General features: G+C 73.6%; 18 protein-coding genes. 9 read left to right on the top strand and 9 right to left on the bottom strand.

What is annotated here, in order from left to right; genetic code table 11:
* Positions 1–1332, top strand: coding sequence for a dihydrolipoyl dehydrogenase family protein (locus J2S44_RS03690; RefSeq protein WP_310409014.1), 1332 nt, complete (start codon positions 1–3; stop codon positions 1330–1332).
* A 161-nt stretch (positions 1333–1493) separates the two neighbouring features.
* Entirely contained in the window at positions 1494–2177 is a 684-nt protein-coding gene (locus tag J2S44_RS03685) for a hypothetical protein (protein ID WP_310409013.1), read from the top strand.
* 82 nt (positions 2178–2259) lie between these two features.
* Here J2S44_RS03685 and J2S44_RS03680 read toward each other — a convergent pair whose 3' ends face one another.
* On the bottom strand, positions 2260–2988 hold the full coding sequence (locus J2S44_RS03680; protein ID WP_310409012.1) for an SDR family NAD(P)-dependent oxidoreductase: 729 nt from the start codon (positions 2986–2988) through the stop codon (positions 2260–2262).
* Between the two features lie 105 nt (positions 2989–3093).
* On the opposite strand from J2S44_RS03680, the gene J2S44_RS03675 reads away from it, so the two are divergent.
* Positions 3094–4017, top strand: a complete 924-nt coding sequence (locus J2S44_RS03675) for a helix-turn-helix domain-containing protein (RefSeq protein ID WP_310409010.1) — start codon at positions 3094–3096, stop codon at positions 4015–4017.
* 15 nt (positions 4018–4032) lie between these two features.
* Here the strand turns inward: J2S44_RS03675 and J2S44_RS03670 are convergent, their stop codons facing one another.
* Positions 4033–8646 carry a glycoside hydrolase family 2 TIM barrel-domain containing protein gene (locus tag J2S44_RS03670; RefSeq protein ID WP_310409009.1) on the bottom strand — a complete coding sequence of 1538 codons (4614 nt, stop codon included), beginning with the start codon at positions 8644–8646 and terminating at the stop codon, positions 4033–4035.
* Between the two features lie 218 nt (positions 8647–8864).
* On the opposite strand from J2S44_RS03670, the gene J2S44_RS03665 reads away from it, so the two are divergent.
* On the top strand, positions 8865–9239 hold the full coding sequence (locus tag J2S44_RS03665) for a peptidase inhibitor family I36 protein (protein ID WP_310409008.1): 375 nt from the start codon (positions 8865–8867) through the stop codon (positions 9237–9239).
* 46 nt (positions 9240–9285) lie between these two features.
* Here J2S44_RS03665 and J2S44_RS03660 read toward each other — a convergent pair whose 3' ends face one another.
* Positions 9286–10878 (bottom strand): glycoside hydrolase family 64 protein, encoded by a 1593-nt coding sequence (locus J2S44_RS03660; RefSeq protein WP_310409006.1) that lies wholly within the window; start codon positions 10876–10878, stop codon positions 9286–9288.
* 542 nt (positions 10879–11420) lie between these two features.
* On the opposite strand from J2S44_RS03660, the gene J2S44_RS03655 reads away from it, so the two are divergent.
* Positions 11421–12899, top strand: coding sequence for a non-reducing end alpha-L-arabinofuranosidase family hydrolase (locus J2S44_RS03655; RefSeq protein WP_310429466.1), 1479 nt, complete (start codon positions 11421–11423; stop codon positions 12897–12899).
* Between the two features lie 81 nt (positions 12900–12980).
* On the opposite strand, the gene J2S44_RS03650 is transcribed toward J2S44_RS03655, so the two are convergent.
* Entirely contained in the window at positions 12981–13349 is a 369-nt protein-coding gene (locus J2S44_RS03650) for a winged helix-turn-helix transcriptional regulator (RefSeq protein ID WP_310409004.1), read from the bottom strand.
* A 94-nt stretch (positions 13350–13443) separates the two neighbouring features.
* Here J2S44_RS03650 and J2S44_RS03645 point away from each other — a divergent pair, with 94 nt between their 5' ends.
* On the top strand, positions 13444–14088 hold the full coding sequence (locus tag J2S44_RS03645; protein ID WP_310409003.1) for an NAD(P)-dependent oxidoreductase: 645 nt from the start codon (positions 13444–13446) through the stop codon (positions 14086–14088).
* Positions 14089–14176: 88 nt separating this feature from the next.
* Positions 14177–15121: a helix-turn-helix domain-containing protein gene (locus tag J2S44_RS03640; protein WP_310409001.1), complete on the top strand. Its 945-nt coding sequence runs from the start codon at positions 14177–14179 to the stop codon at positions 15119–15121.
* Positions 15122–15489: 368 nt separating this feature from the next.
* Here the strand turns inward: J2S44_RS03640 and J2S44_RS03635 are convergent, their stop codons facing one another.
* Both J2S44_RS03635 and J2S44_RS03630 read right to left on the bottom strand, forming a co-directional pair.
* Positions 15490–16911, bottom strand: coding sequence for an amidohydrolase family protein (locus J2S44_RS03635; RefSeq protein ID WP_310408999.1), 1422 nt, complete (start codon positions 16909–16911; stop codon positions 15490–15492).
* 179 nt (positions 16912–17090) lie between these two features.
* Positions 17091–18920: an RICIN domain-containing protein gene (locus J2S44_RS03630; protein ID WP_310408998.1), complete on the bottom strand. Its 1830-nt coding sequence runs from the start codon at positions 18918–18920 to the stop codon at positions 17091–17093.
* A 151-nt stretch (positions 18921–19071) separates the two neighbouring features.
* Between J2S44_RS03630 and J2S44_RS03625 the strand changes: the two genes are divergently transcribed.
* Complete coding sequence (locus J2S44_RS03625; protein WP_310408996.1) at positions 19072–20061, top strand: LacI family DNA-binding transcriptional regulator; 990 nt, start codon at positions 19072–19074, stop codon at positions 20059–20061.
* A 607-nt stretch (positions 20062–20668) separates the two neighbouring features.
* On the opposite strand, the gene J2S44_RS03620 is transcribed toward J2S44_RS03625, so the two are convergent.
* From J2S44_RS03620 to J2S44_RS03610, 3 genes are all read right to left on the bottom strand, one after another.
* The gene (locus J2S44_RS03620) at positions 20669–21244 is read right to left on the bottom strand and encodes a nucleosidase (RefSeq protein ID WP_310408995.1); all 576 of its coding nucleotides are present in this window, start codon (positions 21242–21244) and stop codon (positions 20669–20671) included.
* A 281-nt stretch (positions 21245–21525) separates the two neighbouring features.
* Positions 21526–22827 carry a CE1 family esterase gene (locus J2S44_RS03615; RefSeq protein WP_310408993.1) on the bottom strand — a complete coding sequence of 434 codons (1302 nt, stop codon included), beginning with the start codon at positions 22825–22827 and terminating at the stop codon, positions 21526–21528.
* 65 nt (positions 22828–22892) lie between these two features.
* Entirely contained in the window at positions 22893–24215 is a 1323-nt protein-coding gene (locus J2S44_RS03610) for an extracellular catalytic domain type 1 short-chain-length polyhydroxyalkanoate depolymerase (RefSeq protein WP_310408991.1), read from the bottom strand.
* A gap of 253 nt (positions 24216–24468) precedes the next feature.
* On the opposite strand from J2S44_RS03610, the gene J2S44_RS03605 reads away from it, so the two are divergent.
* Positions 24469–25434: a PaaX family transcriptional regulator gene (locus J2S44_RS03605; protein ID WP_310408989.1), complete on the top strand. Its 966-nt coding sequence runs from the start codon at positions 24469–24471 to the stop codon at positions 25432–25434.
* The last annotated feature ends 4 nt before the right edge of the window (positions 25435–25438 follow it).

The following is a 25438-nucleotide window of genomic DNA, read 5'->3' as shown; positions in this document are numbered from 1 at the left end:
ATGAACACCTTTACGTACGACGTGGTCGTGATCGGCGCCGGGCCCGCCGGCGAGAACGTGGCCGACCGGGCGGTCAAGGGCGGCCTGACCGCCGCGATCATCGAACGCGAGCTGGTCGGCGGCGAATGCTCCTACTGGGCGTGCATGCCCACCAAGGCACTGCTGCGCGGCGCGGCGGTGCGCCGCGCCGCGCTGGGCGTGCCCGGGGTGCCGGTCGGTGAGCTCGACCCGGCCGCGGTGCTGCGCCGCCGGGACGAGTTCGCCGCGCACTGGAAGGACGACGGCCAGGTCTCCTGGCTGGAGCAGGCCGGGATCGCGCTGCACCGGGGCGACGGGCGGATCGTCGCCGACCGGGTCGTCGAGACCGGCACCGCCCGCCTCACCGCCCGGCACGCCGTCGTCGTCGCCACCGGCACCCGCGCGTTCGTCCCGGACATCCCCGGGCTGCGGGACGTCTCGCCGTGGACCAGCCGGGAGGCGGCCGCCGCCACCTCGGTGCCCGGCCGGCTGGCGATCATCGGCGGCGGCGTGGTGGCGACCGAGATGGCCACCGCGTTCGCGGCGCTGGGCAGTTCCGTGACGCTGCTGGCCCGCTCCGGGGTGCTCGGCACGTTCGAGCCGTTCGCCGGTGAGCGCGTCGTGGAGTCACTGCGCGAGTCCGGCGTGACCGTGCGGCTCGGTGCCGCCGTCACCGCCGCGAGCCGGGACACCGACGGCACCGTGCGGCTCACGCTCGCCGACGACACCGTGGTCGCGGCGGACGAGGTGCTGGTCGCCACCGGCCGCACGCCGAACACCGAGGACGGCGAGTTCCTGACCGTCGACGACACGATGCGGGTCAACGAGTGGCTCTACGCGGTCGGCGACGTCAACGGGCGCGCGCTGCTCACCCACCAGGGCAAGTACCAGGCGCGGCTGGCCGGCGACGCGATCGTCGCCCGCGCGCACGGCAAGCCGGTCACCCACGTCGACTCCGGCGTCGTACCGCAGGTGGTCTTCACCGACCCGGAGATCGCCTCGGTCGGCCTGACCGCGGCCGCGGCGGCCGAGGCCGGGCTGCGAACCCGGGTCGTCGACTACGACCTCGGCGCGGTCGCGGGCGCGACGCTGCACGCGGACGGCTACCGCGGGCACGCGCGCATGGTCGTCGACGAGGACCGGTCCGTCATCGTGGGCTTCACGCTCGCCGGCCCGGACGTCGCGGAACTGCTGCACGCCGCCACGATCGCGATCGTCGGCGAGGTCCCGCTGCACCGGCTCTGGCACGCCGTCCCCGCGTACCCGACGGTCAGCGAGGTCTGGCTGCGGCTGCTCGAGAACTATCCCCTCTGACCAAAGGAGATCACCGTGTCCGGGACGCTCCGCACCGCGATCGGTGACGGCCGCGCCGGCGGCCGGCCCCGTACGAACGACGGCCTGCTCGACGGCACCCTGGAGGCGACGGTCGCCTGACTCCACCCCCGGCCGGGGCGTCCCGCCCCGGCCGGTGCCTCGTGCCGGACGGCCTGGAGAAGGTGTCGTGCACCGCTCCGCACGACGCGGAAATGCTGGAGCACAACGGCTGGGAGCCCGCGCACTACCCGGACGAGTACCCCACCGCGCAGGAACTCACCGACGAGGGCTCCGGTTGCTCGTCCACGCTGTACCGACAGGTCTTCGACACGATGACGCTGCCGGTCAACGCGGAGATCCGCTGGTACGTGCCGACCGAGCGGCAGTGGGCGGACGGGCAGCGCGGCATCTACTGCTGGTTCGCGTCCGACGGTGACCTGCCGACCCGCACGGTGGACGTCGTCCCGTCTGTCGTCACCGAGGACCAGCAGCGTTTTCTGTTCGTGGTGGAGAAGGCGCGGCTCGCGGCGGCGCGGGCGTTCGACGAGCGGGTCTCGTTCAGGCCCCGGCGACAGGCCGCCCGGGAGGTTGCCGCGAGCTATCTCTCCCGGACGACGCCGATCGTCCGTAACGGATTCGACACCGTGCGACCGCAGGTCGAGGCGATGGCCGCCGAGGACGCGCGGCTGGCGGAGACGTGGACGCCGGCCACGACAGCGGCCACCGAGGCCGAGTTCGAGGCGGCGCTGGCCGCGATCGGCGGCTGGGCCCCGACCGCCGGCGAGCTCGCGCTCCGCGAGGCGATCGGCCTGCCGACCGCACAGGGCGAACTGTTCGGCCGCTGACCGACGCCGGGCCCGTGAGCCGCGGTTCCGCCCGGAACCGCGGGTCACGTGGCACCGCCCCGCCGGGAGGCGGGTTCTCGGTTCAGCCCGTCAGGAACTTGTCGGCCAGGCCGCGTTCCCGGAAGTCCGCCGGGAGATCGTCGATGACCAGCTCCGCGTCGGCGCGCGTGGCGTGCAGCCGCCAGTAGGCGTCGGCGATCGTGGCCGGGTCCGACGCCGGACCGCCCTGGCCGATGAACGCGGCGATCGCCACGTGCGCGGCGTACACGCCGGTGCCGGCCAGGTCGGCGTGCAGGTTGAGGATCCAGTTGCGCAGCCCGCCGGTGGCGATCTGGACGCTGGCCGCGTACGGCGCGATCAGCGGCCCCGAGCCCGCGCCGCTGCTGACCAGGACCGTGCCGGTGCCGCGCGCCAGCATGCCGGGCAGCACGTGCGTGACCGCGGCCACGCCGCCGAGCAGATAGAGGTCCAGCTGGGCGGCCAGCACCCCGTCCACGGCGACCTCGCGCGCCCGCACCAGCGGCGCGCGCCGCAGGTCGGCCGGGGTCGGCGCGGGGGAGTACTCGAGCACGTCGATCGGGCCCAGCCGCTGCTCGGCCGCGGTCAGCGCGTCGCGCAGCGCGTCCCGGTCGGTGACGTCGGCCGGGAAGACCTCCGCCCGGCGGCCTCCGCCGGTCAGGTCGCCGGCGATCGTCTCCAGCGTCGACCGCGTCCGCGCGATCAACGCGACGTCGAATCCCTCCGCCGCGAAGCGCCGCCCGATCGCGCGGCCCAGCTGCGGGCCCGCACCCACGATGGCTATCGTGCTCACGTCTGTCACCTCGTTCATCAGCCTGTGCTCGGGCCACGATGGCAGGAACGGTGTGCCGGGCACTCGGATCCGCGCGCCAACCCGGAACGGAGATTCGCGACAGCGATGCACGAGTCGATCGTGGTGAGAACGGCCGGCGTAACCGCGTTCCGCGACTTCGCGGACGAGTGGCAGGCCCGGATGGGACGGTCGTTCCGGCTGGCACCGTTCAGCCCGGAGACGGTCGCCGGGTTCCGGGCGCGCACACAGGGGTTCCGGCTCAAGGACGTGATGTACAACGACTTCCAGACCGATGCCGCGGTACGGACGGCCGGCGGCCACGCGGGGCGGGACGACTGCGTACGCCTGTGGATGGTCAGTCGCGGCACGTGGCGCGTCGGCGAGCCACGTGGCACCGAGCACACTGTCCCGGCCGGCCGGCTGCTCGTGCAGACCGGCCGGCTGACCCACTTCGCCGCGACGGCCGGCGCCCGCATCCGGATCCTGGTGCTGCCCGCCGGGTCGCTGCCCCGCCCGTCCCGGCGTCCGTCCGCAGGCCCGGCCGGCACCGCGGAGGTGCGGCTGCTGACCACGTACGCCGGAATGGTCGGCCGGGTGCTCGGCGACCTCGGCCCGGACGGCGCCGGCGCGGCCCGCACCGCCCTGGTCGAGCTGGCCCGCGCCGCGGTCACCGGCCGCTTCGACGACGCCGAGTCCCGCTCGGCCCCGCTGCTCGCCCAGGCGGCCCGCGAGCTGGCCGACCGGCGCCTCACCGAGCCCGACCTGGGCGCGCCCATGCTGGCCGGGGAACTCAACGTCTCAGTGCGCACGCTGCAGCGCGCGTTCGCCGCCGACGGCCAGGCGATCGGTGCCTACATCCGCGACCGCCGCCTGGACGCCGCCCGGCGGGCCCTGACCGCCCCGGACCGCCGCATGACCATCAGCGAGATCGCCGCCCGCTGGCAGTTCGCCGACAGCGGCCACTTCGCCCGGGCCTTCCGACGCCGCTACGGCCACCGCCCCAGCGACGACGGCCCGGCGCCGCGGTGACGTTCCACCGTGCGGTCAGTCGCAGGCGAGGCGGGCGGCGGCCCAGTCGGCGTGGTCCATGCCGTTGCCGTTGCCGGCGTCGGTGACGCGCAGGTCGAGCTGCCGGGCGCCGGTGACGTCGACGTCGAGGCGGACGGCGTTGCCCGCACCGGTGACGGTGCCGCTGCGGGCGCGGAGCGTGCCGTCGGCCCAGACCTCGAACTCGACCGAGCCGGACGCCTCGTCGTCGACGCCGACATCGGCGCGGAACCGGGTGCAGGTGCCGCCGACGTCGACGAGCACGCTGGAGTAGGCGTGCACGCCGAGGCCCTTCGCGTACCGGACGCCGCCGATGCTCATCGGGTTGCCGTCGGCCGGGCCCTGCTCACCGTTGCTGCGGTCCTTCTCGACCGGTCCCCAGCCGTTGGCCTGCTGCACCCACGGCCGGTCGCTGAGCCACTGGTAACCGGCGGGCAGCGGCGCCTCCGTCGCGGTGACCGCGGTGACCGCGGTGCGGTAGCCGGCCGCGTTGCCGGACGTCACCGTGGCGGTCAGCTCGTACCGGCCGAGGTCCGTGCCCGGCGGCGCGGTGACCGTGAACGCGGCCGTCTCCGGGCTGCCGGCCGCGACCGTGCCGAGGTCGGCCTGTGCCGGCGTGACCGTCCAGCCGTCGGGTGCGGCGAGCGCGGCCGTGGCCGTGCGCAGGCCGTCCGCGCACCGGGCGGCCACGGTGACCTCGACCCGTTCCGGCGTGCCGGGCTCGATCGCGCCGTCGGTGGCGGCCGTGACGTCCGGCGCGCACGGTGCCGCGACGTCGGAGTCCGGGACACCGCCGGCCCGCACCTCGGCGCGGGTCAGCGGGCGCAGCACCAGCTCGTGCGAGTACGGCCGGGACGGTGACAACCGGAACGGGTCGAGCACCGAGTTCGGCGTCTCGCCCATGCCGGTCTCGCCGGCCAGCGCGTGCAGCGTCACCCAGCCCCGGTTGCGGACCAGCGGGAGCTGGTGGTCGTACTCGGCGCGGTCCAGGTCGTCGAACGGTGTCACGCTCACGTCCCGGGCGCCGCCGACGAGCAGTCCGGCCCGGCCGTCGTGCAGCGTCGCCCAACGCGTGTCGGTGTGGTTGCCGTAGGCCTGCGGCCGGGAGTAGCGCACGTACTCCTGCTCGACGGTGCTGCGGTAGACGCCGAGCCGCGCGGCGCTGCGCCGGTCGTTGTACGACTCGTGCGGCCCGCGCCCGTAGAAGGCGAACCGCTGCATCTCGTCCGGCAGCCGCAGTGCGATCCCGACCCGGGGCAGGTACGGCAGCGTGGTCACCCCGCTGCCGGTCGCGGCCACGTCCTGGGTGAGCGTCACCGTTCCGCCGCGGTCGATCCGGTAGCGCAGCGTCTGCGCGAACGAGATGCCGGTCCCGTCGACCGTGCTGCGCACCTCGACCACCACCGCGTCCGCCTCGGTGCGGGTCTGCACGCCGGTGACCGTGGTCCGCAACCGGTCCAGGCCGAGGTCGTGCCAGATCCGCCGGTCGTCGGTGCCCCAGTCGTAGGTCTCGTTGCTGGTCGGCGGCCGGTACACGTCCAGTGTGGGCGGTCCGGCCAGCAGTTCCCGTCCGTCCGCGCGCATCGAGGTGAGCGCGCCGGCGTCGAATCGGTAGGCGAAGCCGGTCCCGGACACCGTGATCGCGTCGCCGCGGGTGGTCACGGCCGGTGCGCCGCGGACCGGCGCGGGCAGGATGCCCGGCACCGCCCGGCCGCCGGCGGAGAACTGGTCGTAGCCGATCGTCCAGCCCCGCCCGGCCCAGGCGACGTCGCGGGTGGTGACCGCGGTCAGGTTCAGCATCCGCTCCCGGTCGTCCGGGTTCGCCGGTGCCGCGCCCAGGTCCAGCGCGACGGTCTCGCCGGGCGCCAGGCGCAGCGTGCGGCTGCCGGACCGCAGCGTCCGGGCCTGCTCGGTCAGGCTCCAGTCGAGCCGCAGCTCGTACGCGCCGGCCTGCTGTTCGTTGTGGACGGTCACCCGGCCGCGGACCGGATCCGCGGCGGTGAAACGGATCGGGGCCTGCGCCCACGCCAGCTCCGCGGTCTCCGGCTGCAGGTAGCGGTCGGAGCCGACCAGGCCGTCCGTGCCGGACAGGCTGATGCCGAGGCTGAGGAAGTCACCCCGGCGCTGGTACGTGTCGAAGTTCAGCGCGAGCACGGCCTGCCCGGCCGGGTCACCGGCCAGCTCCGCCGGGGTCAGCGCGCGGCCGTAGATCCGGGCGTCGTCGACCAGGCCGCGGCCGAGCCGGATGCTCCACAGGTCGTTGTCCTGCTGGGTGTCGGCGTTACGGCCGACGTTCACCTCGAACAGGCCGGGGTCGACCGGGCCGGTGCGCGGCACGCTGCCCGCCTCGACGCCGTCGATGTAGAGCCGCAGCGCCGCGCCGTCGTAGACGCCGGTGACCCGGTGCCAGGCGCCGTACCAGTCGTCCGGCACGGCCGCGCTCACGGCCGCCCAGCCGCCCGCGTCGACGCCGAACTCGAGCGTGCCGGCGTCGCGCATCTGCAGGGCGTAGCCCTGCCCCTTGGTCAGGATCGGGAAGCTGCCGGTCCACTCGCCCGGTTTCACCCACGCGTCCAGCGTGAGCGGGCCGGTCAGATCCAGCCGCCGGTCCCGGAACACGTCCACGAAGTCGTCCAGGCCGGACAGCGACACCGCCTGGCCGCGCCGGCCGGGCGCCGGTTCCGGTTTGCCGACGCCGAACGCCTGGATCCGGTTCGGTGACGAGTCCGGCGTGAGGATCAGCGGCTGTCGCAGGTTCTGGTCGGCCCAGTCCCAGATGAAGCCGCCCTGCATCTGCGGGTAACGCCTGGCCAGCGCCCAGAACTGGTCGAAGTTGCCGAGGCCGTTGCCCATCGCGTGCGCGTACTCGCCCATCACGACCGGCTTGGTGGAGGAGTTGACCCGGTTCTCCAGCCGGGCCGGCGTGGGGTAGCGCGGGCCGTCCACGTCGGCGAACGGCGCGTCCCCGTCCGGGTTGTTCGACTGGTGGTAGAGCAGCCTGGTCGGCTCGTTCGCGTCCGCCCACGCGGCCATCGCGTGGTGCGCGGCGCCGAGCCCGGCCTCGTTGCCGGTGTCCCAGAAGATGACGCTCGGATGGTTCTTGTCCCGGGCCACCATCGCCTGGAACCGGTCGGCGAACGCGGCCTGCCACTCCGGCCGGTCGGCCAGGCAGTTGGACGGGCAGGTCTCGTGCGAGTGGGTCTCGATGTCGACCTCGTCGTCCACCCACAGTCCGTGCCGGTCGGCCAGCCGGTACAGGTACGGGTCGGACGGGTAGTGCGAGGTGCGGACCGCGTTGAGGTGCAGCCGTTTCATCAGGAACACGTCGTCGCGCTGGCGCTGCGGCGTGTTGTAGCGGCCGGTGTCCGGATCCGTCTCGGCCCGGTTCGTCCCCTTGATCAGGATGCGTTTCCCGTTGACCAGGATCTGCCGGTCGCGCACCTCGATCTCGCGGAAGCCGACCGGCTGCGCCGTGGTGTGCAGCGCGGTGCCGTCCGGGGCGAGCAGTTCGAGCACCAGCGCGTACAGGTTCGGTTCCTCCGCGCTCCACTTCGCCGGATCGGTCACCGGCATGGTCAGCGCGGTGCCGGCCGGCACGTCGGCGGTGGCCACCGTCCGGTTCCGCGGGTCCCGCAGCGTGGCTCGGACGGTGTGCCCGGCCGCCGGGCCGGCCACGTCGACGCGGGCGTGCAGCGTGGCGTCGCGGTAGTCCGCGTCCAGGTCCGTGGTGAGGTACGCGTCCTGCAGGCGGGTCTGCGCGGTCCGGTACAGCCACACGTCCCGGAAGATGCCGCTGAAGCGCCACTGGTCGACGTCCTCCAGGTAGGAGCCGGAGCTCCAGCGGTGCACCTGCACCGCGATCTGGTTGCGGCCCGGGCGCAGCCGGTCGGTGACGTCGAACTCGGCCGGCGTGTAGCCGCCCTGGTCGTACCCGACGTAGCCGCCGTTGACCCAGATCAGGTACGCGCTGGTGACGCCCTCGAACCGGAGGAACACCCGGTCGCCGTCCCAGTCCGCGGGCAGGTCGACGGTGCGCACGTACGCGCCGGTGGGGTTGACGTCGCGGGGCACGCGTGGCGGATCGTCCGGGAACTCCTCCGGGATGTTGCGGAACATCGGGTGGTCGATGAAGTCCGACTGCCAGGTGTGCGGCACCGTCGCGGCCGGCCACCCGGACGCGTCGAAGCCGTCCGTGCGGAACGCGGCGGGCACGTCCGCCGGCCGGTCGTGGATCTTCAACCGCCACTGCCCGTTGAGCGGGAGCACGTGCGGGTTCCGGGCGCGGCGGTCGGTCAGGTCCGCTACCGCGGCGCGTGCGTCCGGGTACGGCCGCAGGTCCGAGTGCTGCGGCTGCTGCCCCTCACCGACCAGCCCGGGATCCTCGAGGTAGCGGTACAGCTCCTCGGTCGTCCTCGGCCCGCCCGCCGGGTCCACCGGCGTGGTCGCCGCGGTCGCGGCCCGTGCGGCGGCGCCGGCCGCGGCCACCTCGGCCGCCGGCGCGGGCTCCGGGCGGGCGGCGGCTCCCGGGGGAGCGGCGGCCCCCGCCCCGGGAGTCAGCACGACGACGAGCGCTGCTGCGAACGCGATGGCACGGCCGGGCGTACGACGCATCGGGACGCTCCTGTGTGGTCGGCGGTGAAGCTCATCGATCACCCTGCATGTTTCTCCGCGAGCGCGCCGTCGTCAATATGCATCGATTTCCGCTGATGTTAGGCTCGGCCGGCGACACCGTGCACCGGCCGGGGCCCGCGCGAGCGTGGCGGCCACCGGTGCCGGCGCCCTCTCCGCGCGGCCGCGACGCCGGCCGCCCGTCACGAACGGGGACCATCATGAAGCGCCTCCTGCTCGCCGCCACCGCCGCGATCGCCACCGCCGTGGTCGCGCTGCCCGGCACGGCGTCGGCCGCCACCTCCGCGGCCGCCGCACCGTCCTGCGAGTTCACCCGGACCGTCTGCCTGTGGGACGCGGCCGACTACGCCGGCAACCGGTTCACCGTGTCGTCGCTCAACCCGGACGTCGCGGCCTGCGTCGACCTCGCCTGGCACGGCTGGGGCAACGGTCGCGCGAAGTCCGGCACGAACACCGGCACCCGCCCCGCCAAGCTGTACACCGGCACCGACTGCACCGGCACGTCCTACCAGCTGTCCCCGCAGGGGCAGTACCCGAGCATCTCGTTCGCGGCGAACAGCATCCTCGTCTACTGAGCGCGCCGGAGCAGCACCGGCCGCGCCGGTGCTGCTCCACGCGGCGTCAGCCCCGGTGCCACTTCTGGTTCGCGGTGCCGGCGCAGTCCCACAGCTGGAGGCGGGCACCGTCGGCGGCGTTCCACTCGCTGATGTCGACGCACCGGTTCGCGGCCACGTTGACCAGATCGCCGGTGGCGGAGAGGACGAACCGCTGCGCGCCGGTGCCGTTGCAGGCGTAGAGCTGGATCGGGGCGCCGTTGCCGGTCGCGCCGGAGGCCACGTCCATGCACCGGTCGCCGGCCCGGACCGTGTCGCCGGTGAACGTCCACCGCTGGGCGGCGGAACCGTTGCAGGTCCACATCCGCAGCGGCGCGCCGTCCACGAACGAGCCGTTCGGCACGTCGACGCACTTGCCGTTCCAGTCGCTGACCAGCGGTGCGCCGACCGGGGGCGGCGTGCCACCGCCGGCGCCGAACGGGGTCAGGACGATCGAGGCGGCGCGCGGGTCGCCGTCGTGCACCAGTGACTCGAACGCGCCGACGTCGTCGAACGCGAACGCGTACGCCCTGCCGTCGACCATGTGCTGGTGGATGATCCGCGCGTAGTGGTTCGGCGTGGCGTTCCGGTAGAACCGGGACGGGTCCGTCGACGGCTGGGTGTCGATCGTGCCCAGCGTGCCCCGGTTCAGCGCGGCGCACAGCGTCCGGGCGATCGGGCCGACCACCTGGTCGTTCGGGGCGAACAGGTCGCGGTCGCAGCCCCACACCGACGCCGAGGACGGCTTGTTGAACGAGGCCACCACCGCACCGGCGCCGTCGGTGAACCGCATGACGGTGCCGGTGGTGCGCCCGAAGTACCGGACCGCCGGCCGGTCCGCGAACGGCACGACGGTCAGCGTCCTCGCGGTGTACGCGTTCCACGCGGACGTGATGTACGAGTCCAGGTAGCCGGCGTCCAGCAGTCCCGCCTCCGCGGCCTTGCCCGGGGCGAGCGCGCGCAGCACCGTACCGTCGGAGCGGGTCTTGATCGTGTTGGCCCATCCGGGCTGGGACCGGATCGCGTCGAAGACCGCGTTGCGTCCGTTGGCCACCAGGTCGCCGGTGCGTCTCGTGGCACCGTTCGCGCCGGTGACGGTGACCGCGTGCGGCACCGAGAGCATGTCCACCTGCGTGCTGTTCAGCCACAGTCCCGCGTCGTTGTAGGTGAACTCGCTCCAGTCGAACAGGATGTTGTGGTTGGCGTCCCCGCTGTTCCACGGCGCCGGCTGGACGAACCCGTCCGGGGTGAGGAAGAGCCTGAGCTTCTCGCCGAACGAGAAGTAGGCGCGGCCGGAGAAGCCGCGCGGGAACCGGATGGTGGCCGAACCGCCGGGGCCCGGCCCGTTGATCGCGACGTCCGGCGCGGGGGAGGGTGGGATCGACCCGGCCGGCCACGGCGCGAACGTGCCGGCCGCGTTGACGTAGCCGAGCCGGCCGGTGTTCAGGTCGGTGCCGATGACGTAGAGGTGGACGGCGTCACCGCGGCCGGTGTCGTTGATGACGGTGACGGGGAGCAGGGCCGGGCCGGCCGCCTCGGCGGGGCGGGCGGCGGTGGCGGTGACCGGAATGCTCACGGCGAGCGCGGCGAGCAGATGCACGAGCCTTGTCCTGGTACGCACGGGGACTCCCTCGGGGCGGGCCGACGAACCTTGGCTCACCGCCGCCGAGCAGCGGAGAGCGCTCTCAGCTTGAAACTGTTAAGAAGGTGTGTCAATAGGCGGTCATCACTTCAACGATGAACCCCGCCGGTGGATGCAACTACTTTCGGTGATCGTGTCCCGGGCCCGGAAATGCGCCGTGAACTTTCTCGGCATGACGTAGAAGTATGTCGGCAAAAACCGTTACGAGCGCATGCCCCGCCGAGTCGTGCCATTGTCGACCGGTCGCTATGAAAGCCTGCTGGCTGCGACGATGCGTATCGGTGCCATTCCTCGCGATAGCCATCCTTGATTGTGTCGAAATGAGCTGGCAATATTGGCGATCAGAGATGTTAGCGCTCTCATGGGCGTCGCGAGCTGGACGCTCGAGTCGGCATCACCGTCACTGTCTGTTCCCGGCCGCGGATGCTCCACCCGCGGCCCGTACCCGAAAGGAACCGATTCGCATGACAAGCCCTCACCGGCGACGGATGCCGGCGGTGTTCGCCCGCACCGCCGCCTCCATGAAGCACCGGAGCAGACGGCGGCTCGCGCTGACGGTCGCGCTGGTCGCCACGCTCGTCGGCAGCGTGACCGCGGTGGTGACCGCGACCGCGGCGTCGGCCGCGACGATCGACACCGGCGCGTGGTACGTGCTGGTCAACCGCAACAGCGGCAAGGCCCTGGACGTCTACAACCTGGCCACCACGGACGGCGCCCGGATCACCCAGTGGGCCCGCAACGACGGCACCCAGCAGCAGTGGCAGTTCGTCGATTCCGGCGGCGGCTACTACCGGCTCAAGTCACGGCTGTCCGGAAAGGTGCTGGACGTCTACAACTGGTCGACCGCGGACGGTGGATCGGTCGTGCAGTGGACCGACAGCAACGCGGCCAACCAGCAGTTCAGCGTGCAGGACGTCGACGGCCACATCCAGCTGATCAACCGCAACAGCGGCAAGGCGCTGGAGGTGCAGGGCGCGTCCACCGCGGACGGCGGCAACATCGTGCAGTACGGCGACTGGAACGGCGTCAACCAGCAGTGGCAGCTGGTCCGGCTCGGCTCCGGCACGCCCACCACGCCACCGCCCGGCGGTGCGTGCGGGCTGCCGTCGACGTACCGCTGGAGCTCGTCCGGCCCGCTGGCGCAGCCGCGCTCGGGCTGGGTGTCGCTGAAGGACTTCACGGTGGCGCCGTACAACGGCCGGCAGCTGGTCTACGCCACCACGCACGACTTCGGCACCAGCTGGGGCTCGATGAACTTCAGCCTGTTCACGAACTACTCGGAGATGGCCTCGGCGAGCCAGAACGCGATGTCGTCCGGGACTGTGGCGCCGTCACTGTTCTACTTCGCGCCGCGCAACATCTGGGTGCTCGCCTACCAGTGGGGCGGTCCGGCGTTCTCCTACCGGACGTCCAGCGACCCGACGAACCCGAACGGCTGGTCGGCGCCGCAGACGCTGTTCTCCGGCAGCATCACCGGCTCCGGGACCGGGCCGATCGACCAGGCGGTGATCGGTGACGGCACGAACATGTACCTGTTCTTCGCCGGGGACAACGGCAAGATCTACCGGGCCAGCATGCCGATCGGGAACTTCCCGGGCAGCTTCGGTTCCTCCTCGACGATCGTCATGAGCGACACCACCAACAACCTGTTCGAGGCCGTGCAGGTGTACAAGGTGCAGGGCCAGAACCAGTACCTGATGATCGTCGAGGCGATCGGCGCGAACGGCCGCTACTTCCGGTCGTTCACCGCCTCCAGCCTCGGCGGCTCGTGGACACCGCAGGCCGCCACCGAGAGCAACCCGTTCGCCGGGAAGGCGAACAGCGGCGCCACCTGGACGAACGACATCAGCCACGGTGAGCTGCTGCGGGTCAGCGCGGACCAGACCATGACGATCGACCCGTGCAACCTGCGACTGCTCTACCAGGGCCGCAACCCCAGCTCCGGCGGCGACTACGGCCTGCTGCCGTACCGCCCGGGGCTGCTGACCCTGCAACGCTGACCCTGCAACGCTGAACCGGCGGACGCTGAACCGGCGGACGCCGGCGACGACGGTGACAGGCCCGGCCGTGCGCCGGGCCTGTCACCGTGTGTGGTCGTAGGCCTCCTGTGCGGCCGTCACGTCGCCGAGGTGCTCGATCGACCAGCGCTGCAACGCGCGGAGTGGCTCCAGCAGCGTCCGGCCGGCGTCGGTGAGCGCGTACTCGACGCGGACCGGCACCTCCGGGTGGACCGTGCGGCGGACCAGGCCGTCGCGCTCCAGGCCGCGCAGTGTCTGGGTGAGCATCTTCTGCGACACGCCCTCGACGCGCCGGCGCAGCTCGGAGAAGCGGGCGTCGCCGTCGCCCAGCACACCGATGATCAGCACGGTCCACCGGTCGCCGATCCGGTCGAGGATGCGCCGGGTCGGACAGTCCGCGACGTACGGGTCGCCCATGAACGTGGTTACCACGAAGTGCCTTCTTCCCCATGGAGATCTGCTCTCCTACGGTAACCGTTGTGGCCCGGTCGTGGGCTGCGCGAACCCTGCGGAGAAAGGCACCACCATGTCCCGGATCAGCGTCATCGGCGGCACCGGATACGCCGGATCGGCCATCGTCGCGGAGGCCGCCGCGCGCGGTCACCAGGTCACCGCGTTCAGCCGCTCGCTCCCGGCCGAGCCGGTGGCCGGCGTGACCTACGTCCAGGGCGACGCCGCGGACGAGGCCGCGCTGGCGAAGGCCGTCTCCGGCGCCGACGTCGTGGTGGGCGCGCTCGCGCCGCGCGGCGCGCTGGCCGGCGTGCTGCGCGACGTCTACCGCACCGTCGCCCGCCTCGCCGACGCCGGGAACGCGCCGCTCTTCGTGGTCGGCGGCTACTCGTCGCTGCGCCCGGCGGCCGGCGCGCCACGGTTCGCGACCGACCTCAGCCACGCGCCCGCCGAGATCCACAACGAGCTGCTCACCATGACCGCGGTGGTCGACGAGGACCTCCCGGCCACGCCGGAGACGCTCGACTGGGTGTTCGTCAGCCCGGCCGGGACGTTCGGCTCGTTCGCGCCCGGCGAGCGGCGCGACACCTACCGCGTCGGTGACGACGTCGCCCTCCGGCCCGGCGGCGGCGAGATCTCCGGCCCGGACTACGCGATCGGCTTCGTCGACCTCATCGAGCGGCGCGAGCACCACCGCGCACACCTCAACCTGGCGTACTGAGCGGCGGCGGCACCCGTACCCGCGCACCGACGTGGCCGCCGGTCCGGACTGGCGGGTGCGGGGTCGTACGCGGCAGACTCGGCAGATCATGAGCGACACGACGGCCGGGGCGTTCGCCTTCGACGGGGCGCGCGCACCCGTGTCCGACCTCGGCGACGACTGGCTGCGTCACGTCGGCGACCGGTTCGCGTTCCCGCACTTCAGCGCGGGTACGCTCGCCGACTTCCGGTTCCGGATGCGGGTCGCCCGGGTCCGCGACACGGTCTCGCTGCGGCTGCGCGGGGCCACCCCGGCGCGCACCGCCGGGCCGCCCTGCCGGGACGAGGAGTTCGTCCGCCTGTGGATCGTGCGCAGCGGCGCGGTCGTGCTCGGCGGCGCCCGGGAGGACAGCCTGCACACCGTGCCCGCGGGCGGGTTCCTGATCCGGCACGCGGAGCCGCTGGCGCACTTCCGGTTCCCGCCCGGCACCACGGCCGACGTCGTCATCCTGCCCGCCGACGCGCTGCTGCCGCTGCTCGGCGGCCGCGCGGTGACCGGCTCCGCCCGCACCGCCGAACTGCGCCTGCTGGCCACGCACGCCGAGATGGTCCGGCGCACGCTGCCCGAGCTGACCCCGGCCGGCGTGGACACCGCCGCCACCGTGCTGATCGAGCTGGCCCGCACCGTCGTCCGCGGCGCCGCCGACCCGGCCGACCCGCGACTGGAGCCGACGCTCGTGCGGACCGCGAAGGACCTCGCGCGCCGCCGCCTGACCGATCCGGGCCTCACCCCGGCCGCACTGGCGGGTGACCTCAACGTCTCGCTGCGCACGCTGCAGCGCGCGTTCGCCGCGACCGGTGAGTCGATCATGGGATACGTCCGTGACCAGCGACTCGCCGAGGCCCGCGCCGCCCTGACCGCCGCCACCGGCCGCCTCGGCGTCGCGGAGGCCGCCGCCCGCTACCAGTTCGCCGACGGCAGCCACTTCACCCGCGCGTTCAAACGCCGCTACGGCCGCACCCCCGGCGACGACGCCCGGCAACCGTCCGAATAGGACCGTCCATCGTGCTCCGTCCCAAGGGCCGAAGCCGTTGTGCCCGCTTCCGGCGTGGTGCGACCCGCACGCTCCCGCGGGCACCGGTCGGCCGCGGGCGGCCTCCCTGCACGTCCCGCCGCCGGTCACCACGAACCCCACCCCGCGCACCGTCCGGTAACCGTCCGCGTTCACCGGCCGGTAGCCGTCCGCGTCCACCGTCCGGCCACCGTCCGGCCACCGTCCGGCCGCCGTCCGCGTCCACCGGCCGGCCACCGTTCGGTTCCACCGGCCGGCAGCCGGCCGGCGACACGGCGCCCGCCACACCGCGTTGTGGCCCCGCGGACCGGATCGGCGGTGCGCTGCCACGGCGCGGACGACCGGCCGTCCTACTCGGCGTTCCGGCCGTAGTGGTACGGGTTGTGGACCAGTTCGACGTCCGGCCGGTCCGGCCGCAGTCCGGCGTTCCAGGCCGCCTCGTCCATGCCGTCGCGCAACCGGCCGACGCTGTCCGCGACCAGCCGGCGCGCCTCGGCCAGCCGGGCGCCGAGCAGCAGGACACCGTCCTTCTTGACCAGGCGCCCGTCGACCAGGACCGTGTGCACGTCGCCGGTGCCGGCCTGCTGTACCACGTGGCCGGCCGGATGGATGATCGGGAACATGGCCGGGTTCCGGTCGTTCTTGATCAGCACCAGGTCGGCGCGCTTGCCCACGGTGATGCTGCCGATCCGGTCGTCCAGGCCGATCGCCTCCGCGCCGCCGAGCGTGGCGTAGCGGATCACGTCGGAGGCACGCAGCTCGTTGTCGGTGACGGTCCCGCCGGCCGCGTGCGCCTCCAGGTGGCCGAGCGCGCGGTCGGCGCCGAGCGCGGCGCGCATCGCGTGGAACATGTCGCCGCTGACCAGCACGCTGCTGTCGGTGGACAGCGAGGTGCGGATGCCGTGCCGGCGCAGCCGCCGGGTCGGCGAGTAGCCCTGCCCGGCCGCGGACTCGCTCTCGGTGGCGACGGAGACGTGCCCGCCGGTCGCCGCGATCCGCTGGTACGAGTCCTCGGACAGCGACCCGGTGTGCACGTAGGTGATCCGGTCGTCGAGCACGCCGTGGTCGGCCATCCGGCGCAGCCCGGCGTCGTCGGAGCCGCCCCACACGCCGGCGTGCGTGGTGATCCGCAGGCCCAGGTCGCGTGCCACGTCGAACACGGCCCGCTCCGGGAACGCCGGGTCGGCGCTCATGTCGAACGCGAGCTGCAGCGTGCGCAGCCCGGTGGTCCCGCGGCGGTCGGCGAAGTCGCGGAACTCCCCGGTCGTGGACCACTCCCACGGCGCCTGCGCGTGGTTTCCGTAGGCGAGCACGAACCGGCCCGGCACCCGGTCCAGCGCGTCGGCGGCCGCGTCCGCGTGCGCGGTGGTACGCAGCCCGTGCGACCAGTCCACGGTGGTGGTGACGCCGGCGTTCATCGACTCCAGCGCGGCGAGCAGGTTCCCGGCGTAGACGTCCTCCGGCCGGAACGCGTGCACGTGGTTGATGTAGTAGAAGTAGAAGTAGTTGGTCAGCGTCCAGTCGGAGCCGTATCCGCGCTGCGCGGTCTGCCACATGTGCCGGTGCGTGTCGATCATGCCGGGCATCAGGATGCCGCCGGCCGCGTCGATCTCCAGGGCCGTGGCCGGCGCCTCGAGGCCGGTGCCGACGGCCGTGATCCGGCCGTCCTCGACCAGCACGTCGGTGTCGTACAGCTCCGCTCGCCCCGGCTCCATGGTGAGCACGATGCCGCGCCGGAAGATGATCGTGGTGGGGTGATTCTCGGTTGTCACGTCGATGAAGCCTAGGCAGATCCCGGGACCCGGACGTGAACCTGCGCGCCAGGCCGTCGGTACCTGCGCGCCACCCCGGACCGCTCGGCGGCCCGGCCGGGGTCACCGCGGGCGCCCGGAACCCCGCGAAGGGGCCGGTCCTCGCGACGGGGGCGTGCCGCGAGGACCGGCGGGGTGGGTCAGGAGACCTTGATCAGGCCCCAGACCCGGTCGGCGAGGCCACCGGAGGAGTCACCGCCCTGGTAGGGCTGCTGCGTGACGTTCGCCCCGGCGGCACCGGTGAGCAGCGACGCGGCCTGGCCGGTCGCCACGTTGATGAACCCGTAGCGGGTGTCGGCGTACCGGCGGATCGTCCAGTTCTGCTCGTTGCCGGTGCCGCAGGTGACCTGTTGCAGGCGCAGGCCGGCGGTCGTCGCGGTGGTCTCCGGCCGCAGGCACAGGCCGGTGGCGGCGTTGACGATCCGGAAGCGGCCGGCCGCGTTGCCGGCCTGCAGCGTCCACCGCTGGATGGTCGCGGTGCCGATCGCGGTGTGCGTGACGAACGCGCCGACCGTGGCGTTCGGCACCGACATGTGCGTGCCGTGCCGGCTGGTGAACGTGTACGTGTTGCCGGCGGCCGGTGCGGACTCGGCCACCGGGGTGAGCGTGAACTGCTGCGTGACGTCACCGGTGTACGGGTACTGGGCCAGCTTCGCCGGGTGCGCGCCCTGGCTGGTCAGCGCGTACCCGGTCAGGTAATTGATCATCGCGTACCGGCCGTTGCCGACCGGCTGCAGCGCCCAGGCCATGCCGTTGGACTGCTCGCAGTAGTACTGCAGCGACGTGGTCCCCGGCGCGGTCTGGCTGTAGTAGTCGTCCAGGCACAGCTGACTGGCCACGTTGACCAGCCGCCAGCCGGTCGCGTAGTTGAGCAGCCAGCGCTGCGTCTGCGCGCCGGAGACCGGCCGCTGACTGATCTCGGTCAGTGGCGCGGTGCTGCCGTTCAGCGGCTCCAGCGCGTGCCCGGTGGCGGCATTGGTGATCACGTAAGACCTGCCGCCGCGCAGGTGTCCGTCGTCGTTGTCCGGCGTGCTGCCCTTGATCAGGAACTCGCTGTTCGCCGAGTTCCAGTGCGTGGCCAGGTAGCTGCCGGCCGGCGGGTTGGTGTGGAAGTAGTCGTCGTTGCCGCAGTCGAGCAGCCGGTCGTGGTCCTTCTCTCCGCAGGTGTACGCGCTGACGGCGGAGCCGTAGCACATCAGGTCCCACTCCTCGACGCAGTGCCCGGCACCGTCCGCGTGCGGTGCGGAGTCGCGCACGGCGCCGAACAGGTGCCCGAGCTCGTGGGCGGCCGCGTTCGCGCCCCAGCAGCCGGGGCCGACCTCCAGGTAGCGGGGGCCGAGGTTCCACCGGCTCGACGGGCCGGGCGTCTCGTCGTTGTCCGGGTCGGCGCCGCCGCAGACCGCGCTGTTCTCGTCGAAGACCATGTACTTGCGGTCGGTGCGGTTGTAGCCCTGCGCCGCCACGGCCGCCTTGATGGTGGCCCAGTTGTTGCCGGTGAACGTGCCGTTGGGCACCGTGACGTTGCGGACCACGACCTGGCAGCCGGTGCCGGCCGCCTCGGTCACGAAGCGCACGTGCCGGCTGCCGCCGGTCTTCGCGGCGCTGTCGTTGAACGCGTCGTCGACGTTCGCCATCCAGGTGCGGATCGTCGGCGCGTAGAGCGCGTAGCGGCTGGCCTGGGCGGCCTCGCGGACGTAGAGCACCTCGACCCGCTTACCGGTGACGCCGTCGCCCTCGCAGCGGACCGCGTTCGCGGCCATCTCGGCCCGGGTCACGGCGGTGGGCAGCGGCGCGGGCGCGGTGCCGTCGAAGCCGGGTGGCAGCGGTTCCCGGACGACGTCGGCCGACGCGGCCGCGGCTGCTGGTGCGGGTGGTGCGGGTGCGGGTGGTGCGGCGTGCGCCGGACCGGTGAGAGCGGCGCCGGTGGCCGCCATCAGCACGGTGAACGCGGCGAGAACGCGTCGCGACAACGACACAGAAATCCCCCGATTTCCTGGACCGGTCCACGGTGGACCGGCCGCGATCCTACGGCTATATCGGCACGGATGTCGATACGTGGATGTGTCGGACGCGGTGATCAGGGCATGCGAGGGTGATGATCAATGGCGATATGATCGTCCAATGTCTCCTAAGCGGCCGACCCTCGCGGACGTCGCCGCCGGTGCGGGCGTGTCCAAGGCCGCCGTCTCGCGGGTGATCAACGACGCCCCCGGCGTCGCCGAGCAGACCCGGGCGCGGGTCCAAGAGGTGATCACCCGGCTCGGGTACCGACCGGACCCGGTCGCCCGCGCGCTGGCCGTCGGGCGCGGCGAGGTCGTCGAACTGGTCGTGGTCGAGGACGCGGCGGCCTTCGGCGTGAGCCCCTATTACGGCCGGGTGACCGCCGGGATGCTCCAGGAGCTGGCCGGCAGCAACCTCCAGCTGCAGGTGCACCTGGTGGACCGGTCCGGCGTGGCCGCGCTCCTCGACGCCGTCGCCGGCACGGTGAGCGTGGGCGTGGTGCTGCTCAACGTGCCGGCGGAGATCGCGGGCGAGTTCTACACCCGGTGCGACCGGGTGGTCTCGATGGGGGTGCGCGCCCCCGCGGTGCCGTTCGTCGGGGTGGACAACGCCGGTGGGGCGTACGCGGCGGTCCGGCACCTGTTCGACACCGGTCGTCGCCGCATCGCCGCGCTGCACGGCCCGGCCGGCCACACCGACGCGGACGGGCGGCGGGAGGGGTACCGGCGGGCGGTGCACGAGCTCGGGCTGCCGGACCTGGCCGCGACCGGCGAGTTCCACCGTGACTCCGGGTACGACCTGACCGGCCGGCTGCTGCACCGGGAGCCGGCGCTGGACGCGATCTTCGCCGGCAGTGACGCGGTGGCGGCCGGCGCGATGCAGGCGCTGGCCGACGCGGGCCGGCGGGTGCCGGACGACGTGGCGATCGTGGGCTTCGACGACAGCGTGATCGCGCTGTGCACCACCCCGCCGATGTCCTCGGTCCGGCAGCCCGTCGAGGAGATGGCGGCCGCCGCGGTCCGCGCGCTGGTGAAGCGGCAACTCGCGGCGCACTGGCGCGGTGAGTTCCCCGCGGTGCTGCGGGTGCGCCGGAGTTCCGGCCCCGCCTGACCCGGCGAGCGCATCCGCGCTCCCGGGGTTCCCGTGCCGCCTGACGCGGCGAGCGCATCCGCGCTCCCGGTGATCCCGTGCCGCCGGAGCGGCCGCGTCGCCGGACGTGTCGGTATCACCCGGGATCAGGCGCCGCCGGGGAATCCGGTGCCCGCGGCGCCGCGGACATCGCGGTTCCGCCGGGCGCCGGCGGAGCGGGAAACGCGTGGTTCGCTTCGGGTCCGGGTCACCGCGGAACCCGTTCGTCCGGGCCACGGCGGCACCGGCTCCGATCGGTGCTCCGAAGCGGAGCGCGGGCGCAGTCTTCGGAGCACCGGAGGTTGGCCCGCGGGAGCATGCGGGCCGCACCACGCCGGAAGCGGGAACATTGCCTCGCTCGGGTTCTAAGGCAAAGCCTCCCGACGCGGGGCGACGCCGGCGCCGGTACGCGGTGCGCCGGATGCGAGGTCCCGGCGCCCCGCCCAGAACCGCGCTGGATGCCGGGGGAATCCTGCCCGGCACCGTGGCGACACCGGCGCCGGGTGCCGGGATCGCCGGCCGTGGGGCGGTGCGGCCGCGAGTGACGGCGTGACCGGCGGCCGGCCGGCGACCCGCCCGTGGTGTGCCGTCAGGCGGTTCGCTGGGCGAGCCAGGCGCCGAGTGCGCGGGAGCAGTCGGCCACCGACTCCCGCCAGGTGCGGTCCGCGCCCGCGCCGGCCTCGTCGCTGACGTGCTTGACCAGGCGGACCGGTACGCCCGCGGCGTGCGCGGCGGCCGCGATCGCGTAACCCTCCATGTCGACCAGTGCGGCGTGTTCGGCGAGGCGGGCGCGGACCGTGTCGTCCGCGATGAACGAGTCGCCGGTGGCGAGCGTGACCGCGTCCTCGGGGCCGACGGTCAGCGGCGGGCTGCTGAGCACGCCGGTCAGCCGGAACAGCGTCTCCTCGTCGAAGTCGTGCTGGACGACGGTGCCGACCACGTGCGTGCCGGACAGTCCGCCGCGGAGCGCGCCCGCCGTGCCCAGGTTGATGATCTCGCTGGGCCGGGGTCCGGCGGACAGTGCGGCGGCGACCGCGACGGCCGCGTTGACCTTGCCCATCCCGGTGAAGAGGATCGGCAGATCGGTGCCGAGGTGCTCGGCCTCCAGATCGATCGCCATGACCAGGAGTGGGCGGTCTGCGCTGATGGGTGCACTGATCTTCACAGGCCGGAAGTGTACGCCGCGCGCCCACCCGGCGGCCGGACCCGGACCACCCGGGCGGCACGGTGTTCCGCGGTGTCGTAGCCCGGTCCGCCGGACGTCGCCGCCGGTGGGCGAGGGGCGTTCAGCCATCCTGACGGACTGCTCAGACGGTCCGGCTGCGTGCCGGTGGCTCCGGCCGGTCGCCGCGTTGCCGGCCGGTGTGGGGACCGTGCCCGCACCGGCCGGGAACGGCACCGCGACACGCAGGGGCGGCACCGGGCCGGTGCCACCCCTGCGTGCGGTCAGGCGCAGGCGGAGCCGTTCAGCGCGTACGCGGCTGGCGCGCCGCTGTCGCCGGTGTGCGTGGCCTGGAAACCGAACGTGACGGACGCGCCCGGTGCCAGCTGCGCGTTGTGCCCGACGTTGGTGGCCGTGACCCGGCCGGACGTGGGCGTGTACGTGGCGTTCCAGCCGTTGGTGACGGTCTGGCCGGCCGGCAGGGTGAAGGCGAGGTTCCAGCCGTTCAGCGCGGTGCGGCCGGTGTTGGTGACCGTGACGTTCGCGGTCAGCCCGGTGTTCCACGCGTTCACGGTCGCGCTCGCGCGGCACGCCGGGTCGCCGGCCGGCGGCGTGGTCGGCGGCGGGCCGGTCGGTGTCGTGGGCGGCGGGCCGGTCGGTGTCGTCGGCGGGGGAGTGGTCGGCGGTGTCACGCTGGCGAACTGGCTGAAGAACCGCCACACCTCGGCACCCACCCAGGACGTACCGGCGTTGCGGTCGGTCGGCAGCGGCACGTGGTCGCCGTCGTGTGCCGCCCACTGCACCGGATATCCGGGTCGGCAGCCCGCGTACGCGGTGGTGATGTGGGTGCCGCTGTTCTGCGCCGGCTCCGGCGGGTTCTGCGCGGTGCAGCCGTTCGCGCGGACGAACACGTCCCGGATCGACCGGCCCGACGAGATGTTCAGGACGCTGTCCCGGGTGCCGTGGATGCCGAAGTAGGCGACCGGCTGCGACGCCGTCGAGCATCCGCCGCTGAGGTTCGCGCCGGCGATCGGCGCCACCGCCCGGAACACGGCCGGCCGGGCGCAGGCCAGCGCGAAGCTCATCGCGCCGCCGTAGCTGAACCCGAGCGCGAACCGCTGCGACGTGTCGACGCACAGGTCGTTCTCGATCGTGCGCAGGATGTCGTCGACGAGCGTGACGTCCCGGCCGCCGGTGTTCGCCCAGCCGGCGTCGAGGCCCTGCGGTGCCACGAAGATCGCGCTGCCGCCCGCCTGCGCCTGCAGGCCGTAGAACCCGTTGCCGACCACGTCGCTCGCGCTGCCGTTGAGCCAGTGCAGCCCGACCACCAGCCGGTACGCCCGGTTGTTGTCGTAGTTGCCGGGCAGCCGCAGCTGGTACGTCCGCGCGCGTCCGCCGCTCTGGATCGTGTAGGTCCCGTCGCGCAGCGTCGGGTTCTTGCCGCACCCGGCGGTGGCGGCGAGCGTGCCGGTCTGCCCGGCCGCGGCCGTCCCGCCGGTCAGCGCGGCCGCTCCGGCCACGGCCAGCAGCGCGGCCGCGACGGCCGTGCCGAGTATGCGATGTCTCCGTGCGGGTTGTCCGGTCATCGGTGCTCACTCCTGCGGTGGGGCGCCCGGCCGGGCCGGGCGCGGTGCTGACGGGGAACCGTGGTTCAGGCGGTGGTGCAGACGGCGCCGTTCAGGCTGAACGACGACGGTGCGGACGTGTTGCCGGTGTGGGTGGCCTGGAAGCCGAGGGAGACGGAGGCGCCGGGCGCGATCGCCGCGTTGTGGCCGGCGTTGCGCGCGGTGACCTGGCCGGTGGACGGCGCGTACGACGCGTTCCACCCGGACGTGATGGTCTGGCCGGCGGGCAGCGTGAACGACAGCGTCCAGCCGTCGACGCGGGCGGTGCCGGTGTTGGTGACGGTGATGGCCGACGTCAGCCCGGTGTTCCACGCGTTGATCGCGTCGGTGACCCGGCACGTCCCGGTCACCGGCGGCGTGGGCGTGGACGGCGGTGTCGGGGTGGGCGTGGACGGCGGTGTGGGCGTGGACGGCGGCGTGGTGAGGCCGAAGAACGCGACGGCCGCCGCGGCCATGCCACCGCTCGGCAGCGTGTGCCCGGCGCCCTGGATCGCGTACGCCTCGACCCGGACGTCACCGGTGGCGTCCGCGAACCGGCGGCGGTTCCAGCCGGCCTGCGGGGTGTCGGTGGACGTCGGGGTCTGGCTGAGCCCGGCCACGTCGGTCCACTGCTCCACCGACTCCTGGAGCAGCGAGTACGGCACCAGCGTGTCGTTGGTGCCGTGCCACAGTTGCACGCGGGGCCGCGGCCCGGTGTATCCCGGGTAGGCCTGGCGGACCGCGTCACCCCACTGGCGTGGTGTGCGGTTCATCGCGCCGCCGGTGCACCGGCTGGCGCCGGGCGGGTAGTCGGCCGCGTTCGCGAAGCAGTCGAACGGCACGCCCATGAACGACGCGCCGGCCCGGAACAGGTCGGGATAGAGGGCGAGCAGGTGCTGGGTCATCATGCCACCGGAGGAGCTGCCGGTCGCGTAGACCCGGTTCTGGTCGCCGCCGTACTGCCGGCCGGCGTAGGCGACCATCGACGCGATCGAGACCGGGTCGCTGCCGCCACCGCGCCGTTTCGCCGCGGCCGACCAGGTGTCGAAGCATCTGCCGAAGCCGGCCTCCTGCATCGCGGACGGGTAGATCACGATGAACCCGTGCCGGTCGGCCAGCGCGGCGAACTCGCTGCCGGCGTAGAAGCCGGGACCGGAGCCGCCGCAGCCGTGCATGGCCACCACGATCGGTGGGTTCGTGGGGCGGGTGTCCGGGACGTAGACGTGCATGCGCATGCCGCCCGGGTTGCCGCCGAAGTCGGTGACCTCGGTCAGCGACGCGGCGAACGCGGGCCGGCTCGCCGGCACGGCCAGGCCGGCGACGATCGTCAGGGCGGCCGTGGACAGCAGCAGGGTCTGTCTGAACTTCATGGTGGCAACTCCTCGAGGGAGGCGGGGTGCCGCACGGGGCGGGCGAGAGGCGGCGGCGATCCGCCGACGTGTCGGGCACGGGAGTCGGTGAGCGCCCGGCCCTGGTCGGCTCGCGCGGCCCGGCGCGGAGCGACGTGTGACACTTAGATTGCTCCGCGACCGCCCAACTGTCAATCGACGCTCCTCGATTGATGTCGGGTGTGGCGGTCTACAGTCGAGATCGACCGTCCTCAGCAGCCCGCCGGAGCGTCGCGTGACCAGCCCGTACGACATCGAGGAGATCTTCCCGGAGGACGCGGCGGGCGCGGTGCGGCTGCCGCGGCGCCAGGCCGGCAACTCGCCGCAGGGCCTGACCGTGACGTTGCTGGCCGACTACACGCTGCGGACCCGGGCCTGGCTGCCGTCGGCCGCGGTCGTCGCGCTGCTCGGCGAGGCCGGGGTGAGCCCGGCCGGGGCCCGCACCGCGATCAGCCGGCTCGCCCGTCGCGGCGTCCTGGAGGGCAGCCGGCGCGGGCGGCAGAGCTCCTACCGGCTCACCGCCGCCGCGGCCGGCTTCCTGGCCGTGGGCGGCAGCGCGATCGTCTCGCCGGCCGGTGCCGAACCGTGGGACGAGTGCTGGACGCTGATCGCGTTCTCGCTGCCGCAGGCCGAGACCGCTCGCCGGCGCGGGCTGCGCACGCAGCTGCGGTGGATGGGGTACGCCCCGCTGTACGACGGGCTGTGGGTCTCGCCGCGTGCGCTCGGCGACCCGGCGCGCGCGGAGCTGGACCGGCTCGCGCCCGGCGCGCTGACCGTGTTCCGGGCCCGGCACGTCGACGTCGGCGCGGCGGCCGGGCGCGCCCCGATCGACGCCTGGGACCTCGCCGCGATCGGGGCGGAGTACGCCGCGTTCATCCGGCGCTGGCGCGCGACGCCGGCCCGGATGTCCGCCGGGTCGATCACCGGTGCCGGCGCGGTGCGGGTCCGGACCGAGGTGATGGACGACTACCGGCGGCTGCCGGTCCTCGATCCCGCGCTGCCGGCCCGGCTGCTCCCGGCGGACTGGCCGCGCGAGGCCGCCCGGAACCTGTTCGCCGCCGTCTACGACGGGCTCGCGCGGACCGCCGAGGCGCACGTGCGTGACGTGGCGGAGCGCGTCGCCGGATCGCCCCCGTCCGGCGTCCGCGCGCACACCGTGGCCGACCTCGCCGCCGGGCTCGGGCCCCGGCACGGGCTCTGATTCC

The organism is Catenuloplanes niger (genome assembly GCF_031458255.1).
GTDB classification, from domain to species: Bacteria; Actinomycetota; Actinomycetes; order Mycobacteriales; family Micromonosporaceae; genus Catenuloplanes; species Catenuloplanes niger.
Note: the sequence above shows the minus strand (reverse complement) of the source record. Positions and strands in the feature narration are given on the sequence as shown.

Excerpts from the sequence above, each read along its gene's own strand:
- J2S44_RS03665 (WP_310409008.1), top strand. The coding sequence starts at position 8,865 with ATGAAGCGCCTCCTGCTCGCCGCCACCGCCGCGATCGCCACCGCCGTG.
- J2S44_RS03625 (WP_310408996.1), top strand. The coding sequence starts at position 19,072 with ATGTCTCCTAAGCGGCCGACCCTCGCGGACGTCGCCGCCGGTGCGGGC.
- J2S44_RS03615 (WP_310408993.1), bottom strand. The coding sequence starts at position 22,827 with ATGACCGGACAACCCGCACGGAGACATCGCATACTCGGCACGGCCGTC.
- J2S44_RS03670 (WP_310409009.1), bottom strand. The coding sequence starts at position 8,646 with ATGCGTCGTACGCCCGGCCGTGCCATCGCGTTCGCAGCAGCGCTCGTC.
- J2S44_RS03640 (WP_310409001.1), top strand. The coding sequence starts at position 14,177 with ATGAGCGACACGACGGCCGGGGCGTTCGCCTTCGACGGGGCGCGCGCA.
- J2S44_RS03645 (WP_310409003.1), top strand. The coding sequence starts at position 13,444 with ATGTCCCGGATCAGCGTCATCGGCGGCACCGGATACGCCGGATCGGCC.
- J2S44_RS03675 (WP_310409010.1), top strand. The coding sequence starts at position 3,094 with ATGCACGAGTCGATCGTGGTGAGAACGGCCGGCGTAACCGCGTTCCGC.
- J2S44_RS03690 (WP_310409014.1), top strand. The coding sequence starts at position 1 with ATGAACACCTTTACGTACGACGTGGTCGTGATCGGCGCCGGGCCCGCC.
- J2S44_RS03655 (WP_310429466.1), top strand. The coding sequence starts at position 11,421 with ATGAAGCACCGGAGCAGACGGCGGCTCGCGCTGACGGTCGCGCTGGTC.
- J2S44_RS03610 (WP_310408991.1), bottom strand. The coding sequence starts at position 24,215 with ATGAAGTTCAGACAGACCCTGCTGCTGTCCACGGCCGCCCTGACGATC.